This is a genomic window from Streptomyces sp. NPDC101227 (assembly GCF_044767545.1).
Lineage (GTDB): Bacteria > Actinomycetota > Actinomycetes > Streptomycetales > Streptomycetaceae > Streptomyces.
In genome coordinates, this window is record NZ_JBIWOD010000017.1 from 123001 (window position 1) to 139299 (window position 16299).

Consider the following 16299-nt stretch of genomic DNA (forward strand, 5'->3'; position numbering starts at 1 on the left):
GGCCGCCGAGGCCCGGTCCGCCGTCGCCCGCCTCTGATCCTCGCGCAGCCGGGTCTCGTCGGGCCGGGATCCCCGACGCGTCATGCCTCCATGCAAACCGATGCCACTGACAACGCGCGAACCCGCGCCCGAACCTGTGGACAACCGCGTCACCCGAGGGTTATCCACAGGGGTCGCGGAGCGGCGGCCGGTCGCGCGATCTTCGAGCCATGACTGAGCGCAGCGAACCGACCGAGCCCAACTCTCCCGACAACTCCTCGCCCGTCCCCGACAATGCCTCGCACGTCTCTGACAACGCCGCGAGCGTCCCCGACGACTCCACCCGTGCCACGAGCCCCTCCCGGCCCACCGCGGCCCAGGTGACCTTGCGCAGCCCCGCCGAACTCGCCGACGCGCTCCCGTACCTCATGGGCTTCTATCCCGACGACAGCGTCGTTCTCGTCGCGCTGCACGGCCCACGGGGACGCTTCGGCGGCCGGGTACGGCTCGGGATCCCGGCCGACGCCGCACAGTGGCCGGACGCCGCCGACCAGCTCGCCGACTGCTTGATCTCCGCCGCGCAGGACCCCGGCGAGAGGCCCGCCGCCATCGTCGTCTACCTCTGCCAGGAGCCCGCCGCCGGCCAGAGCGGCAAGGACGTCAAGGACCGGCTCCGTCCACTCGCCCAGCTGCTGCGCACCGCCTGCGGAGCGCTGGACGTGCCCGTACTCGAAGCCCTGTGCATCTCCAACGGCCGTCACTGGTCCTACTGCTGCCCGGACTTCCGCTGCTGCCCCGCCGACGGCACGCCCCTGGCCCTGCCCGGCACGACCGTGATGGCCGCGGCCGCCGCGTACGCGGGCGTGCAGGTACGTGGCTCGCTCAAGGAGATGGAGGCCAGGCTGGCGCCCCGCACCGGGCCCCGGGGCGCCGACCAGGAGAGGGCCCTCGACGCCGCGGCCGCCGCGCTTCTCCCGCGCATGCTCCGGCCGGACGGCGCGGCGGCGGTGCGCCGGGAGACCCTCGACCTGGCCGAGGCGATGATCCGCCGGTTCCGTCTGGACACGCCCGCGGGCAGCAACCGGGCCAGGGACGCCTGCGACGACGCCCTGATCACCGACGACGAGGCCGCCGCCCTCATCCTCGGGCTACAGGACCGCAACACCCGCGACCGGGCGGCGGAGTGGATGGAGGACCCCGTCGCGGCGCCCGCTCTCCGGCTCTGGCGCGCCCTCGCCCGCCGCTGTGCCGGCGGCTATCCCGAGCACGCCGTGGCACCGCTGACCCTCGCCGGATGGGTCTGCTGGGCCACCGAGGACGCCCCCTCGGCGCGGGTCACGCTCGGCCGTGCCCTGGCCCTCGACCCCGGCTATGTCTTCGCCGACCTGCTGCACCGCGCCATCAACGACGGCCTCGATCCCGAGCCGCTGCGCCGCTGTCTGCGCGAACAGCGCAAGGAGCGAGCGGCCGTCTCCCACAGCGGGCCGACGCCGCCCGTCAAGGAGGCGCCGCGGCCCGGCAAGCGGCCGAAGCCGGCCCGCCCCGGCAGCGCCGACCGCCCCGTCGGGCCACGCGGCGGCGCCCGCCCCGGCAGCCGGACGGCCGCCGGACGCGGCAGGCGCCGGGCCGGCCGGGACGGTGACCGGAGCCGGCGGTGACCCCGGCGACGCTGGGCGGCCGGCGTGACCTGGGCGCCGGCCGAACCGTTCACGAGGGTGGCGCAGGCCGTACGGAGCCCCGAGACCACCAGGGAGCGCAAAGCGTGCCAGGCATCGTCCCCACCACCCAGCCGGCCCGCCGGCCGCCCGGCGAACGGCGTCCCGCGCCGCCCCGGGCCCCGCTGCCGCAGCCCGTCCACTCCTCGCTGGTCTGCGTGGCCCTGCCGGGCCTCGCCGTCTCGTCCCCCTCGGGACAGCTGACCGGCCAGGGCCTGGACGGCTACTACCGCGACGGGATACGGATCCTCTCCCGCTGCGAGGTACGGGCCGGGAGCGGCGAACCGCTCGTCGTCCAGGGGAGATTGCTCGCCGCGCACCGCGCGCGGTTCGTCGGCACGATCCGCACGACCGGCGAGCGCGGCCCGGATCCGGAGGTCCGGATGGAGCGGCTGCGGTCCGCCGACGGCACCGAGCAGCTCACCTTCCGCAGCAGCGCCACCCGGCCCCTCCGGCTCCCGGTGGAGATCCGGCTGGGCACCGACCTCGCGGAGCTCGGCGCCGTCGCGGCCGGGCTTCCCGGCCCGGGACTGCGGGCCGCCGTCCACGGATCAGGGCTCCGCTGGACCGCGCCCGGCGCACATGCGGTGGTCTCCGCGACGCCCGCGCCGCAGGATGCGATGGCGTCCGCGGGCCTGCTGCGCTGGAAACTGGACCTGCCGCCCGGCGGCCACTGCACCATTGAGCTGCGCGTCCGGCTCGAGCTCGACACCGACCTTCCCCCGGGCGACCTTCCGGCCGGCCAACGGCGCCCCGGCGACGCCCAGGCCCCCGGCCCGCGACCACGGACCCCGGTTCCCCGTACGCGCGGTGACCGGCCACCGCGCCCCTGGTCGCCCGCGCGGCTGGAGTGCGACGACCACCGGGCCGATGCCCTCCTGGCGGGCAGTCTCGACGATCTGTACGGTCTGCTGATCCGCGACCCCGCCCAGCCCGTGGACACCTACGTCGCGGGCGGCTTTCCCTGGCGGTGCGGGCTCGCCCCGGCGGAGGCGCTGTGGACCGCCCGGATGCTGCTGCCCCTGGGCACCCGGCTCGCAGCGGGCACGCTGCGGGCCCTCGCCCGCACCCAACAAGCCACCCCGGGGTCGGATTTCGGCCGAATCCCCGGTGCCCTGCGCGACGCCGGACCACACGCCCCGCCCAGCTGCACCGGCATCGAGGCCACCCTCCTGTTCCCCGCGGTCCTCGCGGAGGCCCGCCGCTGGGGCCTGCCCGACCAGGAGACCGAACGGCTGCTGCCCGCCGCGGAACGCTGTCTGCGATGGCTGCGCAACGCATCCGAAGAGGCGGACGCGGGGAGTGGCGGCTACGTCCCCGACCCCGCGCCCGACGGTCCGTACCGCAGCGAGACCCAGGCCCACGCGCATCGCGCCGCGCTCCTGGGCGCCGACCTCATGGATGCCTGCGGTGCGTCCGATGCGGCGGCGCTGCGGGAGTGGGCCGCGGATCTGCGCGCCAGGTTCCGTACGGACTTCTGGATCGCGGACCGGGCGGGCGGCCGCCCCGCCGCCCTGCTTGCCGGCGACGGCCGCCCGCTGCCGCACCTCGGCTCCAGCGCGGCCCATCTCCTCGACACCGGCCTGCTCGGCGGCGGCACCCTCGCCCCCGGCCTCCTGGACGCCGCCCAGACCGACCAGCTGGCCAGACTCCTGCGCGGCCCCGCCCTGGACACCGGCTGGGGGCTGCGCGGACTGGGGGCCAAGGAGAGCGGCTACAACCCGTTCGGTCACCGCAGCGGCGCCGTCCGCGTCCACGAGACGGCGATCGCCGTCGCGGGCCTTGCCGCGGCCGGCCACGAAAAGGCGGCCGGCGCGCTGGCGCGGGGCGTCCTCGACGCCGCGGACAGCTTCGGGCACCGCCTCCCGGAGATGTACGCGGGGGAGCAGCGCACCGCCGACGGCGCACCCGTCCCGCACCCGGCGGCCTGCCGCCCCGCGGCGGTGGCGGCGGCCGGTGCGGCCCAGATATTGACAGCGCTCGCCGGCCTGCGCCCCGATGTGCCCGCCGGCACGGTGACCGTCCGTCCGCTCGGCAGCGCGCCGCTGGGCGCGATGCAGTTCACCGGCCTGAGCGTCGCGGAGCAGCCGTTCGCCGTACGGATCAGCAGGCTCGGCATGGGGATGGTGGAGGCGGCGGCGGAAGGTCTGCAACTGGGGTCCTGAGGAACATCCAGACCTGTTTATCGTCAGGCGGACGACTATGATCGCGGGCATGCCACCCTACGACCCGTCGGCCTTTCCGCCCTTCGCCGTCACCGTCGACCTGGTCGTGCTCACCGTGCGCCGCCATGCGCTGTGCGCACTGGCCGTGCGACGCGGTGAGCCGCCGTTCCAGGGACGCTGGGCCCTGCCCGGCGGGTTCGTCCGGGCCGATGAGGATCTCACGGACGCGGCCGCCCGGGAGCTCGCCGAGGAGACCGGCCTGCACGCCCAGTCCCCGACGGGTCCGCCGCCCGCGTACGGTGCGCACCTCGAACAGCTCGCCACCTACGGCGACCCCAAGCGCGACCCCCGTATGCGCGTCGTCAGCGTCGCGCATCTCGTCCTCGCCCCCGACCTGCCCGCCCCGCGCGCCGGCGGCGATGCCCACAGTGCGCGCTGGGCACCGGTCGAGACCCTCCTCGACCAGGACGGCGCGCACGGCCGCGACGGCGAGCTGGCGGCGCCGCTGGCCTTCGACCATGCGCAGATCCTCGACGACGGCGTCGAGCGCGCCCGTTCGAAGATCGAATACTCCTCCCTCGCCACGGCCTTCTGCCCGCCGGAGTTCACCGTCGGCGAGCTGCGGAGGGTCTACGAAGCGGTCTGGGGTGTCGCCCTGGACCCCCGTAACTTCCATCGCAAGGTGACCGGCACCCCTGGCTTCCTGGTGCCCACCGGAGGTACGACGACCCGTCAGGGTGGCCGCCCCGCCCAGCTGTTCAGGGCCGGCGGCGCCACGCTGCTCAACCCGCCGATGCTGCGTCCGGAGGTCTGATTCCGGGAGTCGAGCGACCCGGCAGGACACGACGGAACATCACCACCCGGCAATTACGAGTAAATAGGACATATCGCGTTACCTTGGCCGAGTGAGCCCTCTCGTATCCCCAGCAGCCGCCGCACGGTCTCACGCCCCGCGAGGGACGCGATGATCCAGGCCATCGGACTGACCGGCGCACCCCGCGGCGAACTCCCGCCCGCCGTCGAAGACCTGAGTTTCGAGGCGCGGCCCGGCAAGGTCACCGTGCTCCTCGGCGGCGCGGCCGCCGGCAAGACCACCGCCCTGCGCCTGATGCTGCAACTCGAACGCGGCCGCGGCGTCGCCCTCTTCCGCGGCCGCCCCCTGCACCGCATCCCCAACCCCGCGCGCGAACTCGGTGTCCTCCTCGGCGACACCCCCGCCGACCCGTCCCGCACGGCGCGCACCCATCTGCGGATGCTCACCGCCGCCGCCGGCGTCCCGACCACCCGCGCGGACGACGTACTCGAGCTGGTCGGCCTCAGCGGCCTGGCCGACCAGCGCCTGGGCGAGTTCTCCCGCGGGATGGACCGCCGGCTCGGACTGGCCGCGGCGCTCATCGGCGACCCCCACACCCTCGTACTCGACGAACCCGCCGACGGGGTCGCCCGGCGCGAGGCGGCATGGCTGCACGGCCTGCTGCGCGGCTACGCCGCACAAGGCGGCGCCGTCCTCGTCACCTCCCGTGACGCCAAGGAGGCCGCTCGGATCGCCGACCGCGTGGTCACGCTCTCAGAAGGTCGACTTGTCGCCGACCAGGAGGCCGCCGACTTCGCCCGCACCCGCCTGCGCCCGCGGGTGGCCGTCCGCTCCCCGCACGCCGACCGCCTCGCCACCCTCCTCGTGGACGAGTCCCAGCGCGCGGACCACGCCGCGGACCCCGTCGTCGGCCGCGCCATCGAGGTGGTGCGCGAGAGCGGTAACCGCCTCGCCGTCTACGGCAGCAGCTGCGCCGCCGTGGGGGAGGCCGCCTTCCGTCACGGCATCCTGGTGCACCAGCTCGCCGACGAGGTCGGTGACACCAGCCCGGTCACCCCGCTGCACCGCGCCGACGGACGCCCACCCGTTCCCACCGCTGACGTCCCGCCCGCAACCTCGCCCCCGGACGACGCGCCCTCCGGGTCCGCCCCGGCCCCTGCTCCTGCCCCCGCGCCCGCCCCCGCTCCGATGGTCCGCGTCCTCCAGGCCGCCCGCGCCGCCATCGCCCCCAAAGGCACGGACACCGTGTCCGACACCCTGACCCTCCCGATCATCGGCGCCACCGTCCCGGCCGCCCGCCCGGCGCGCTCCTCGGCGCCGGTCGTGGAACAACTCGCCATTCCCCGGCTGCCCGCACCCGGCCCGGCCTGGCCGCTGCGCTACGAACTGCGCCGCACGTTCAGCGACCGCGCCGGCCTGTTCGTGACGCTCGCCTCGGTGCTCGTCTCCCTGGGCCTGGCACTGTTGCTGGCCCGGCTCGGCGACGCCCCGACCTCCCGTGTGCTCGCCGGCTGGCCCCGCCAACTGCCCTTCCCACCGGCGGCACTCGGCGCGGGACTCCTCGGAGCGCTCTGCTTCGGCCAGGAGTTCCGTTACCCGGCGCTCGCCCCCGAACGCGGCACCGTTCCCCGCCGCCTCGGGCTGCTCACCGCCAAACTCCTTGTCAGCGGCGCAGCCGCGCTGGCCCTCGGTGTCTGCGTACTCACCGTCGACGAGGCCGGTGCCCGCTATCTGTTCGGACCGGAATCCGTCACCAGCAGCACCGAATGGCCTGTTTTCGCCGCCGGTTGGATCGGCCTGCTGATCGGCTGCGCCTGGGCGGGCGTGCTGGCCGCCGGCGTATTCCGGTCCACCGCAATGGGGTTGGCCGCCGTACTCGCCGTACCCGTCGTCGTCCTGCCACTCGTGCAGCGCGTGATCGCCGAACCTGCGACCCACTCACTGGTGGGGCTGCCGGGACGACTGGGGTCGTCGGCTCTCTATCGGTGGCCGTCCGGAATCGATCAGGCCGTATCGGTCGCCGTACGCCTTGCGACCCAACCCGTAGGCAGCGCAATGGCGTTGTCGCTGACCGTGCTGGTCTGCGCGTATGCCCTCACGATGTTCCGCGGATGGGCGCGCTGACGCCGTATGACGCCCGTTTCGCAGCCCTGTTGTTGCGCCGCTGTCCACAACTCACCGCAGGCGGCGCGTTTCTTTCCGATAAAGCGTCAATTGAGAGATGACGGGCGATCACCCTTTCGTGTGCTTTTCACCAAAGACCTCAAGGGTGTTCAGGGTGTCGCCGACAAAGGATGCGTGAGTACCCTTGCGCACACCATGATGACCGCGGCTCGCCCCGGCGACACCGGCCTCGCAGGTCCGGGCGAGCTTGACCGCTACCCCTACGCCAACGGCGCCAATGCCGCCGTGAACGCGGCAGGCGTGGATCGCACCGAGCGCGTCTCCCCGGTTTGGGACGGTTCCGAAGCAGAGATGGGCCGGGTCGGCCGCCGAGCCGCCGGCAGCCGCGGCCGCGGCCTGCACGGCCAACTCGTCCAGCAGCTCGGACAGATGATCGTCTCCGGCGATCTCGGCGCCGACCGCCCACTCGTCCCCGAGGAGATCGGCCAGCGCTTCGAGGTCTCGCGGACCGTCGTCCGCGAGTCGCTGCGCGTCCTCGAGGCCAAGGGCCTGGTCAGCGCCCGCCCCAACGTGGGCACCCGAGTCCGCCCGGTCAGCGACTGGAACCTCCTCGACCCCGACATCATCGAGTGGCGGGCCTACGGGCCGCAGCGCGACGACCAGCGCCGCGAGCTGTGCGAGCTGCGCTGGACCATCGAGCCGCTCGCCGCCCGCCTCGCCGCCGGCCACGGCCGGGAGGACATCCAGCAGCGCCTCGCCGACATGGTGGAGATCATGGGCCACTCCGCGGCCCAGGGCGACACCGTGACCTTCGGCCGCGCCGACGTCGAGTTCCACACCCTGCTGCTGTCGCTCGCCGGCAACCGCATGCTCGAGCACCTCTCGGGGATCGTCAGCTCCGCACTCCATGTCTCCGGCGGTCCGTCCGGCGGCTGCGAGCGCCCGATCGAGACGTCCGTGGGCCAGCACATGCGGATCGTCGACGCCATCGGCTCCGGCGACGCCACGGCGGCCGAGTCCGCGATGCGTCAGCTCCTCGCGGCCCACAGCGACGCCGGCGGCCAGGGCACCGGGGCGCCCGTCGACCACGTCGTCCCCGCGCCCCGCGAGCACTGAGGGCCCGTACCCGAACGCGTACGGACCGTAGGCGCCGCGGTGGCCGGTTGCCACGCGCCCCCTACGGGCGGGGTGCTCCGTATGCGTCGACGGCACGCGAGATCGTCGGATCCGGGGCGTCGCCCGGGTCCGACGATGGACCTTAGGAGGATTGCATGTCATATGACTGGGAATGGGTCGTTATGGGGTGTGACTCGGGCCACGCGGATTGGGCGTAACGCTCTTCGGGGAAGCGCGATGACTTAAGAGGTGATGGCCGAGGAGGGAATACGGACGGCGTTCGTGACGCTGTTCAACTCCCCGGCTGCTCCCGCGCCGTCGGTCCATCCCCTACCGGCGGTCGTCGGCTCCGATCCACACTGGACGGGGTCGGAAGCCGTTTCCATCGTTCCGAGAGGTTGTTCGTGTCGGCCAGCACATCCCGTACGCTCCCGCCGGAGATCGCCGAGTCCGAGTCTGTGATGGCGCTCATCGAGCGGGGAAAGGCTGATGGGCAGATCGCCGGCGATGACGTGCGTCGGGCCTTCGAGGCTGACCAGATTCCGCCAACCCAGTGGAAGAACGTTCTGCGCAGCCTCAACCAAATCCTCGACGAGGAGGGTGTGACGCTGATGGTCAGTGCCGCAGAGGCGCCCAAGCGCACCCGCAAGAGCGTCGCAGCGAAGAGCCCGGCAAAGCGCACCGCCACCAAGACCGTCGCGGCCAAGACCGCCACGGTGAAGAAGGCCACCACCGCGGCCGCCGCCCCCATGGCGGACCCGGCCGGTGAGACCGAGTCCGCGCCTGCCAAGAAGGCAGCGGCGAAGAAGACCGCAGCCAAGAAGACGGTCGCCAAGAAGGCGACCGCCAAGAAGACCACCGCCAAGAAGACCGCGGCCAAGAAGGACGTCGACGAGCTGCTCGACGACGAGGCCACCGAGGAGACCCCGGCGCCCGGCAAGGGCGAGGCGGCCGACGCCCCCGAGGGCGCCGAGAACGCCGGCTTCGTTCTGTCCGACGACGACGAGGACGACGCTCCCGCGCAGCAGGTCGCCGCGGCCGGCGCCACCGCCGACCCGGTCAAGGACTACCTCAAGCAGATCGGCAAGGTCCCGCTCCTCAACGCCGAGCAGGAGGTCGAGCTCGCCAAGCGCATCGAGGCGGGCCTGTTCGCCGAGGACAAGCTGGCGAACTCCGACAAGCTCGCACCCAAGCTCAAGCGCGAGCTGGAGATCATCGCCGAGGACGGCCGCCGGGCCAAGAACCACCTCCTGGAGGCCAACCTCCGTCTGGTCGTCTCCCTGGCCAAGCGCTACACCGGCCGCGGCATGCTCTTCCTGGACCTGATCCAGGAGGGCAACCTCGGTCTGATCCGTGCGGTCGAGAAGTTCGACTACACCAAGGGCTACAAGTTCTCGACCTACGCGACGTGGTGGATCCGCCAGGCCATCACCCGCGCCATGGCCGACCAGGCCCGCACCATCCGTATCCCCGTCCACATGGTCGAGGTCATCAACAAGCTCGCGCGCGTCCAGCGCCAGATGCTCCAGGACCTGGGCCGCGAGCCCACCCCGGAGGAGCTGGCCAAGGAACTCGACATGACCCCCGAGAAGGTCATCGAGGTCCAGAAGTACGGTCGCGAGCCGATTTCGCTGCACACCCCGCTCGGCGAGGACGGCGACAGCGAGTTCGGTGACCTCATCGAGGACTCCGAGGCGGTCGTCCCGGCCGACGCGGTCAGCTTCACGCTCTTGCAGGAGCAGCTGCACTCGGTGCTGGACACCCTCTCCGAGCGCGAGGCCGGCGTGGTCTCCATGCGCTTCGGCCTCACCGACGGCCAGCCCAAGACGCTGGACGAGATCGGCAAGGTCTACGGCGTCACCCGCGAGCGGATCCGCCAGATCGAGTCCAAGACCATGTCCAAGCTGCGTCACCCGTCGCGCTCCCAGGTGCTGCGCGACTACCTCGACTAGCCGAACGGGCACGGACCGCCCCGCGAGCCCGGTTCCTCCTTCGTGGAGGGGCCGGGCTCGCCGCCGTCCGGGTGCGGGGGACCTCCGTTTGGGTCACTCTGGGTGGGCGACCACTGTCCCCAGAGTCAGGAGTCCGTATGCGCCCGTCCCACGCTGCTTTCGGAGCCCTCGCACTGGTCTTCGCCCTGCCGACCGCCGCGACCGCGGACGATTCCGTGGTCGGCGGTACGCCGGTACGCCTCTCCCAGAGCCCATGGGCGGTTGCCCTCGCCTCCCACGAACGGTTCGGCGCCGCGCGCTCCGGACAGTTCTGCGGCGGCGTCCTGGTCGGCAGTTCGACGGTGGTGACCGCCGCGCACTGTCTGAGCAGGGAGGTGCTGGGCGTGCCCTGGCAGCAGGTGACCGATCTGCGGATCGTCATCGGACGCGACAACCTCACCCAGGGTGGTGGCCATGAACTCAAGCCCGCGAAGGTCTGGGTGAACCCGGCGTATGACAGCTGGACCAACGAAGGCGACATGGCCGTTCTCACGCTGCCGAAGCCCGTCAGTAACCGGCCGATTCCCATAGCGCGCCAAGAAGACTCCGCCTATCAGGCAGGCAATGCGGCCACCGTTTACGGCTGGGGGGACATGACCGGCGAGGGCAGCTATGCCTCGCGGCTGCGGTCGGCCGACGTGAATGTGCTCAGTGACTCGGTCTGCGCCAAGGCTTACCCCGGCAACGCCGACGGTACGTACAAGCCCGAATCCATGCTGTGTGCGGGTGAGCCGGGGGGCGGGCGGGACGCCTGCCAGGGGGACAGCGGCGGGCCGCTGGTGGTGCGCGGGCGCCTGGTGGGACTGGTGTCATGGGGGACCGGCTGCGGAAAGGCAGGCAGCCCGGGTGTTTATACGCGTGCCTCGGCGCTCCTTCCCGCGGTGTCCGGGCACGGTGCCGGGTGAGCGGGAGGCCGCCGGGTGAGGGGGCGTGGAGCAGTGGGGCACGACGGAGCGTACGAGTGCGGGCGGTCCCCCCGGTTGTGCCGGGGGAACCGCCCGCCGCACGGCCTCAGGCCGCTGTTCGCTCGTCGTGGATGCGAAGTGTCAGCGTTCCTCATCGGACGCGGACGTTGGAGAGGCGGTCAGCCGCTCCGTCTCGTCCTGTATTTCCGCGGCGATCTTCTTGAGTTCTGGCTCGAACTTGCGACCGTGGTGGGCGCAGAAGAGCAGTTCGCCGCCGGACATCAGGACGACGCGCAGGTATGCCTGGGCGCCGCAGCGGTCGCAGCGGTCAGCGGCCGTCAGCGGGCTCGCGGGTGTCAGAACAGTAGTCACGTCGCCTCTTCTCTAGCTCGACGAGCTGTCGTACCAGGGTCAACATCCAACCAGGCCGAAAACGTTCCCGCTTGTGCCTTTTCCTCGAAAAAAATTCTTCGAGGGGGCCGGGTGCTGCCGGGTGGCGGCGAATGAGCCGTATTGCGTGGTGGTCTGCGTCACGTTGGTTGTTGGGTTCCGTCCTCCCGGCTGGCTTGCCGGTTGTTGATGAGGACGTGCCCGGAGCCTAAATGGTTCATGCCTCGAAGGGAACGTGATGTGCACGTCACTCGGACGTCATACTATCGAGGGATCGAACGTGTGAGCGAAAACCTACTACCATGGACGTGCTTACGGGTGGCGTCACATCGGCTCTACCAGGCCTCGGTACCCTCTCACCGGCGACACCGCCACAACCGAGTCCGCGGAATGCGGACTGCCAGAAATTCAGCGAGGAGCGAACCGCGTGACCGCCGAGATGTCCGTGCCGTCCACCGCAGTGCTGACCGGGGCAGACCGGGACGGATCCAACTACACCGCGCGGCATCTGCTCGTCCTCGAGGGTCTGGAGGCCGTCCGTAAGCGTCCTGGCATGTACATCGGCTCGACGGACAGTCGCGGCCTGATGCACTGCCTGTGGGAAATCATCGACAACTCCGTCGACGAGGCGCTGGGCGGCTACTGCGACCACATCGAGGTGATCCTCCACGACGACGGGTCGGTGGAGGTCCGTGACAACGGCCGCGGCATCCCCGTGGACGTCGAGCCCAAGACCGGGCTGAGTGGCGTCGAGGTCGTGATGACCAAGCTGCACGCCGGCGGAAAGTTCGGCGGCGGCTCGTACGCAGCCTCCGGCGGCCTGCACGGCGTCGGTGCCTCGGTCGTCAACGCGCTCTCCGCGCGACTCGACGTCGAGGTGGACCGCAACAGCAAGACGCACGCCATCAGCTTCCGCCGCGGCGTCCCTGGCATCTTCACCGAGTCCGGCCCCGACGCCCCCTTCGACCCCGCCAACGGCCTGATCAAGGGCAAGCGCGTCACCAAGGCCAAGACCGGCACCCGGGTGCGCTACTGGGCCGACCGGCAGATCTTCCTCAAGGACGCCCGGCTCTCCCTGGAGACGCTGCATGCCCGCGCCCGCCAGACGGCCTTCCTGGTGCCCGGCCTCACCCTCGTCGTCCGCGACGAACGCGGCATCGACGGTGCCGGCAAGACGGAAGAGACCTTCCGCTACGACGGCGGCATCAGTGAATTCTGCGAGTACCTCGCCCAGGACAAGGCCGTCTGCGACGTCCTGCGCCTGACCGGCCAGAGCAGCTTCAAGGAGACCGTGCCCGTCCTGGACGACCGCGGCCACATGACACCCACCGAAGTCACCCGGGAACTGGCCGTCGACATCGCGCTGCGCTGGGGCACCGGCTACGACGCCATGGTCAGGTCGTTCGTCAACATCATCGCCACGCCCAAGGGCGGCACACACGTCTCCGGCTTCGAGCGCTCGGTCACCAAGACCGTCAACGAGGTGCTGCGTACGCAGAAGCTGCTGCGGGTCGCCGAGGACGACGTCGTCAAGGACGACGCCATGGAAGGCCTCACGGCGGTGGTGACCGTACGGCTTGCCGAGCCGCAGTTCGAGGGCCAGACCAAGGAGGTGCTCGGCACCTCCGCCGCCTCGCGGATCGTCGCCCAGGTGGTGAGCCGGGAACTCAAGGCGTTCCTGACCTCCACCAAGCGGGACGACAAGCAGCAGGCGCGCTCCGTCATGGAGAAGATCGTCGCCGCGGCCCGTACGCGCATCGCCGCCCGTCAGCACAAGGAGGCCCAGCGTCGGAAGACGGCGCTGGAGTCCTCCTCCCTGCCGGCCAAGCTCGCCGACTGCCGCAGCGACGACGTCGACCGCAGCGAACTGTTCATCGTCGAGGGCGACTCGGCACTCGGCACCGCGAAGCTGGCGCGCAACTCCGAGTTCCAGGCGCTGCTGCCGATCCGCGGCAAGATCCTCAACGTCCAGAAGTCGTCGGTCTCGGACATGCTCAAGAACGCCGAGTGCGGCTCCATCATCCAGGTCATAGGAGCCGGATCCGGCCGCACCTTCGACATCGACGCCGCCCGCTACGGCAAGGTCATCTTCCTCGCCGACGCCGACGTCGACGGCGCCCACATCCGCACCCTGCTGCTGACCCTCTTCCAGCGCTACATGCGGCCGATGGTCGAACAGGGCCGGGTCTACTCCGCGGTCCCGCCGCTGCACCGCGTCGAACTGATCAACCCGAAGAAGGGGCAGGATAAGTACATCTACACCTATTCGGACAACGAGCTGCGCCAGACGCTGCTCGAGCTCCAGCGCAAGAACGTCCGCTACAAGGACAGCATCCAGCGCTACAAGGGCCTGGGTGAGATGGATGCCGACCAGCTCGCCGAGACGACGATGGACCCGCGGCACCGCACCCTGCGCCGCATCAACATCAGCGACCTCGAAGCGGCGGAGAAGGTGTTCGACCTCCTGATGGGCAACGAAGTCGCCCCCCGTAAGGAGTTCATCACCAACTCGGCCTCCACGCTCGACCGTTCGCGCATCGACACCTGAGCCTGGCCGCGAACCCCGACGGGCGCCTCTCCACCCCCGGGTGGAGAGGCGCCCGTCGCGATTTCCACCCGCCGCCCACCCCTGCTCCGATCCGGCCGGCGAGGCCCTCTCCGTAGCGTCGGGAGCGTCGTCAATTCCCCGTCCTACGGAGGCCCAGGCCATGAGCGGCGTGCTCACCATCGTCATGATCACCGCGGTTGTCGTGTTCGTATTCGTCCGGCAGTTCACGGTGCAGCGCATCAGCTCGGCGGACAAGAAGTGGTGGCTGATCCCCCTCGTCCTTGCGGTCGTGGCCTGCCGGGAGCCCGGACTCCTGGATCCCGCCCACCGCACGGCCTCCGTCACCTTGCTCGGTGTGGAGCTCCTGATAGCGCTGGCGAGCGGCGCCGGCTGGGCCTGGACCACCCGGATCTGGACCGACGCGGATGGCGAGGTGTGGAGCAAGGGAAGCTGGGCGGCGGCCGGCGTATGGCTGTGCGGGATGGCGGTCCGCATGGCAGCCATGGGGGTGGGCCGGCTCATGGACGTCCACCAGGGCAGCCCGGCCATCACCCTCTCCGTTGCCGCGATGCTGCTGTCCCGGGCCGGAGTCCTCGCCTGGCGGGCGCAGGCCACCCGGCGGACGTACCGTGTCCCCGTTGCCGGCTGATGCCCGCCGCGCGCCCCGAACCACCTGCCACCTCCGAAGGACCGTACGTGCCGCCGAATCCCTGGACGAGCTGGCCCCTGCGGGAGTCGCTCTCCCGTGAGGGCACCGGCGCCGCCCGCTTGTGGGTCGGACGGGCGATCCGTGTCCTGGTGGCGGCCGGTCTGTTGTGGACCACCCTGGCGGGGGGTGCCTTCAGTGGCTGGGGTCTGGGGGCGGCGGCCGCGGGGATGGTCGCCACCATGCTGGTGTTCCGCGGCTTCCTGCGTACGACCCTGGCACGCCGCCTGTGGCCGTCCGTCGGCCTGTTCGTCCTGCTGGAGGCCGCGGCATTCGGGTTCGACCTCGCCGGGGCGCGGACGGCCGCCGTCGTGCTGTGGTGTGCGTGCGCCATCACCGCCATGCAGCGGCTGCCGCTGAGCGTCGCCCTGCCGTGCTCGGCCGCCGCCCTCGCTGCGTTCGCCACGATGAACAGCGACAACTGGCTGACGACCACCACGACCACCGTGGGCCTCGCGCTGGCGGGCTACGTCGTACGGCTGGACGCCGAGGCACGCGGCAACGCCCAGCGGCTGCTGGCCCAGGAACGCGCGGCCCGCACGGCCGAGGCCGAGACGGCCGCACTGGCCGAACGCGGCCGGATCGCCCGCGAGATCCACGACGTACTCGCCCACAGTCTCAGCGCCCAGCTGGTGCACCTGGAGGCGGCGCGGCAGCTGATCCAGCGCAGCACCGACCTCGAGGCAGACCGTGATCAGATCCTGGAGCGGGTGGTCGCGTGCCGGGGAATGGCCCGCGAAGGGCTTGACGGGACGCGTGAGGCGCTTTCGGCCCTGCGCGGGGACATGATCCCCATCGAGGACTTCCTGCGCCGTCTGACGGCCGCTGAGGGCGCACAGCTGGACGTCACGGGCGAGCGGCGCACCGTCCCGGCGGAAGCGGGGCTCGCGCTCCGGCGGGTGGCCCAGGAGGCGCTGACGAACGTACGCAAGCATGCCCCGGGCGCCAGGGTGAGCGTGCGGCTGGAATACGCGGACGGCGACGTGGGGCTCGAGGTACGCGACTCGGGCGGCAGCGGCGCGCCCGCCGAACTCGCGCGGAGCGGCGCCGGGTACGGTCTGCTCGGGATGCGGGAGCGCGCCGAACTCCTCGGCGGAACACTGGAGTCCGGTCCCGAGGAGGAGGGCTTCGTGGTGCGGTTGAGGGTGCCCGCATGACGGCACGCACGGAGGCACGCGTGGTGGTCGCCGACGACCAGACGGTGGTGCGTGAGGGCATCGTGATGCTGCTGGGGCTGCTGCCGGGCATCGAGGTCGTCGGGTCCGCCGCGGACGGCGAAGAGGCGGTCCGCATGGTCGCCGAACTCGCCCCTGACGTTGTTCTGATGGACCTGCGGATGCCGCGCTGCGACGGCGTCGAGGCGACCCGCCGCATCCGTACGGACCACCCGGGCACCCAGGTCGTGGTGCTCACCACCTACGCCGACGACGACTCGCTCTTCCCCGCCCTCCAGGCCGGCGCCCGCGGCTATCTGACCAAGGACGCGGACGGCGACGAGATCGTCCGCGCCATCGACGACGTCCTCTCCGGCGAAGCCGGGCTGTCGCCCAAGATCCAGCGCCGCCTCCTGGAGCGCCTCGCGGAGCCCGTACCGCCCCGGCCGCAGTCGCCGGACGTCCCGCCGGACGGGCTGACCGCCCGCGAGACGGAGGTGCTGCGTCTCGTCGCAGAGGGGCAGTCGAACCCGGAAATCGCCCGCACGCTCCACGTCTCCACCGCGACCGTGAAGACCCACATCAACAACCTCTTCGCCAAGGCGGGGCTGCGGGACCGGGCCCAGGCGATCCGCTACGCCTACCGCCACGGTCTCGCACAGCCGCCCGGATAACCCACCTGATTCAGTGAA

12 protein-coding genes are annotated in these 16299 nt (G+C 71.7%); 11 read left to right on the forward strand and 1 reads right to left on the reverse strand.

Features of this window, described 5'->3' with window-relative positions:
- Positions 1-209: 209 nt before the first annotated feature.
- The 7 genes from ACIRPT_RS31750 to ACIRPT_RS31780 all read left to right on the forward strand — a co-directional run bounded on the left by ACIRPT_RS31750 (position 210) and on the right by ACIRPT_RS31780 (position 10809).
- On the forward strand, positions 210-1637 hold the full coding sequence (locus tag ACIRPT_RS31750; RefSeq protein ID WP_403833383.1) for a DUF4192 domain-containing protein: 1428 nt from the start codon (positions 210-212) through the stop codon (positions 1635-1637).
- Between the two features lie 215 nt (positions 1638-1852).
- Positions 1853-3859 (forward strand): glycogen debranching N-terminal domain-containing protein, encoded by a 2007-nt coding sequence (locus tag ACIRPT_RS31755; RefSeq protein ID WP_403833500.1) that lies wholly within the window; start codon positions 1853-1855, stop codon positions 3857-3859.
- A 49-nt stretch (positions 3860-3908) separates the two neighbouring features.
- Entirely contained in the window at positions 3909-4673 is a 765-nt protein-coding gene (locus tag ACIRPT_RS31760) for an NUDIX domain-containing protein (protein WP_403511567.1), read from the forward strand.
- Between the two features lie 150 nt (positions 4674-4823).
- Entirely contained in the window at positions 4824-6797 is a 1974-nt protein-coding gene (locus ACIRPT_RS31765; protein WP_403833386.1) for an ATP-binding cassette domain-containing protein, read from the forward strand.
- Between the two features lie 120 nt (positions 6798-6917).
- A complete protein-coding gene (locus ACIRPT_RS31770; RefSeq protein ID WP_403833388.1) occupies positions 6918-7913 on the forward strand; it encodes a FadR/GntR family transcriptional regulator in 996 nt (331 codons plus the stop codon).
- Positions 7914-8317: 404 nt separating this feature from the next.
- Positions 8318-9865: an RNA polymerase sigma factor gene (locus ACIRPT_RS31775; RefSeq protein ID WP_403511558.1), complete on the forward strand. Its 1548-nt coding sequence runs from the start codon at positions 8318-8320 to the stop codon at positions 9863-9865.
- Between the two features lie 137 nt (positions 9866-10002).
- Entirely contained in the window at positions 10003-10809 is an 807-nt protein-coding gene (locus tag ACIRPT_RS31780; RefSeq protein WP_403511555.1) for a S1 family peptidase, read from the forward strand.
- Positions 10810-10950: 141 nt separating this feature from the next.
- On the opposite strand, the gene ACIRPT_RS31785 is transcribed toward ACIRPT_RS31780, so the two are convergent.
- Positions 10951-11181 carry a hypothetical protein gene (locus ACIRPT_RS31785; RefSeq protein ID WP_043266503.1) on the reverse strand — a complete coding sequence of 77 codons (231 nt, stop codon included), beginning with the start codon at positions 11179-11181 and terminating at the stop codon, positions 10951-10953.
- Between the two features lie 445 nt (positions 11182-11626).
- Between ACIRPT_RS31785 and ACIRPT_RS31790 the strand changes: the two genes are divergently transcribed.
- The 4 genes from ACIRPT_RS31790 to ACIRPT_RS31805 all read left to right on the forward strand — a co-directional run bounded on the left by ACIRPT_RS31790 (position 11627) and on the right by ACIRPT_RS31805 (position 16281).
- Positions 11627-13747: a type IIA DNA topoisomerase subunit B gene (locus ACIRPT_RS31790; protein WP_403833390.1), complete on the forward strand. Its 2121-nt coding sequence runs from the start codon at positions 11627-11629 to the stop codon at positions 13745-13747.
- A 160-nt stretch (positions 13748-13907) separates the two neighbouring features.
- Positions 13908-14396: a DUF1453 domain-containing protein gene (locus tag ACIRPT_RS31795; protein ID WP_403833392.1), complete on the forward strand. Its 489-nt coding sequence runs from the start codon at positions 13908-13910 to the stop codon at positions 14394-14396.
- A 47-nt stretch (positions 14397-14443) separates the two neighbouring features.
- Positions 14444-15610 carry a sensor histidine kinase gene (locus ACIRPT_RS31800; protein ID WP_403833394.1) on the forward strand — a complete coding sequence of 389 codons (1167 nt, stop codon included), beginning with the start codon at positions 14444-14446 and terminating at the stop codon, positions 15608-15610.
- Positions 15607-16281, forward strand: coding sequence for a response regulator (locus tag ACIRPT_RS31805; protein WP_403833397.1), 675 nt, complete (start codon positions 15607-15609; stop codon positions 16279-16281). The genes ACIRPT_RS31800 and ACIRPT_RS31805 overlap by 4 nt, the downstream gene beginning before the upstream one ends.
- Positions 16282-16299 lie beyond the last annotated feature (18 nt).

What these genes read in the sequence shown, in the direction of transcription:
- ACIRPT_RS31765 (WP_403833386.1), top strand. Translation starts at nt 4,824, where the DNA reads ATGATCCAGGCCATCGGACTGACCGGCGCACCCCGCGGCGAACTCCCG.
- ACIRPT_RS31780 (WP_403511555.1), top strand. Translation starts at nt 10,003, where the DNA reads ATGCGCCCGTCCCACGCTGCTTTCGGAGCCCTCGCACTGGTCTTCGCC.
- ACIRPT_RS31805 (WP_403833397.1), top strand. Translation starts at nt 15,607, where the DNA reads ATGACGGCACGCACGGAGGCACGCGTGGTGGTCGCCGACGACCAGACG.
- ACIRPT_RS31795 (WP_403833392.1), top strand. Translation starts at nt 13,908, where the DNA reads ATGAGCGGCGTGCTCACCATCGTCATGATCACCGCGGTTGTCGTGTTC.
- ACIRPT_RS31750 (WP_403833383.1), top strand. Translation starts at nt 210, where the DNA reads ATGACTGAGCGCAGCGAACCGACCGAGCCCAACTCTCCCGACAACTCC.
- ACIRPT_RS31760 (WP_403511567.1), top strand. Translation starts at nt 3,909, where the DNA reads ATGCCACCCTACGACCCGTCGGCCTTTCCGCCCTTCGCCGTCACCGTC.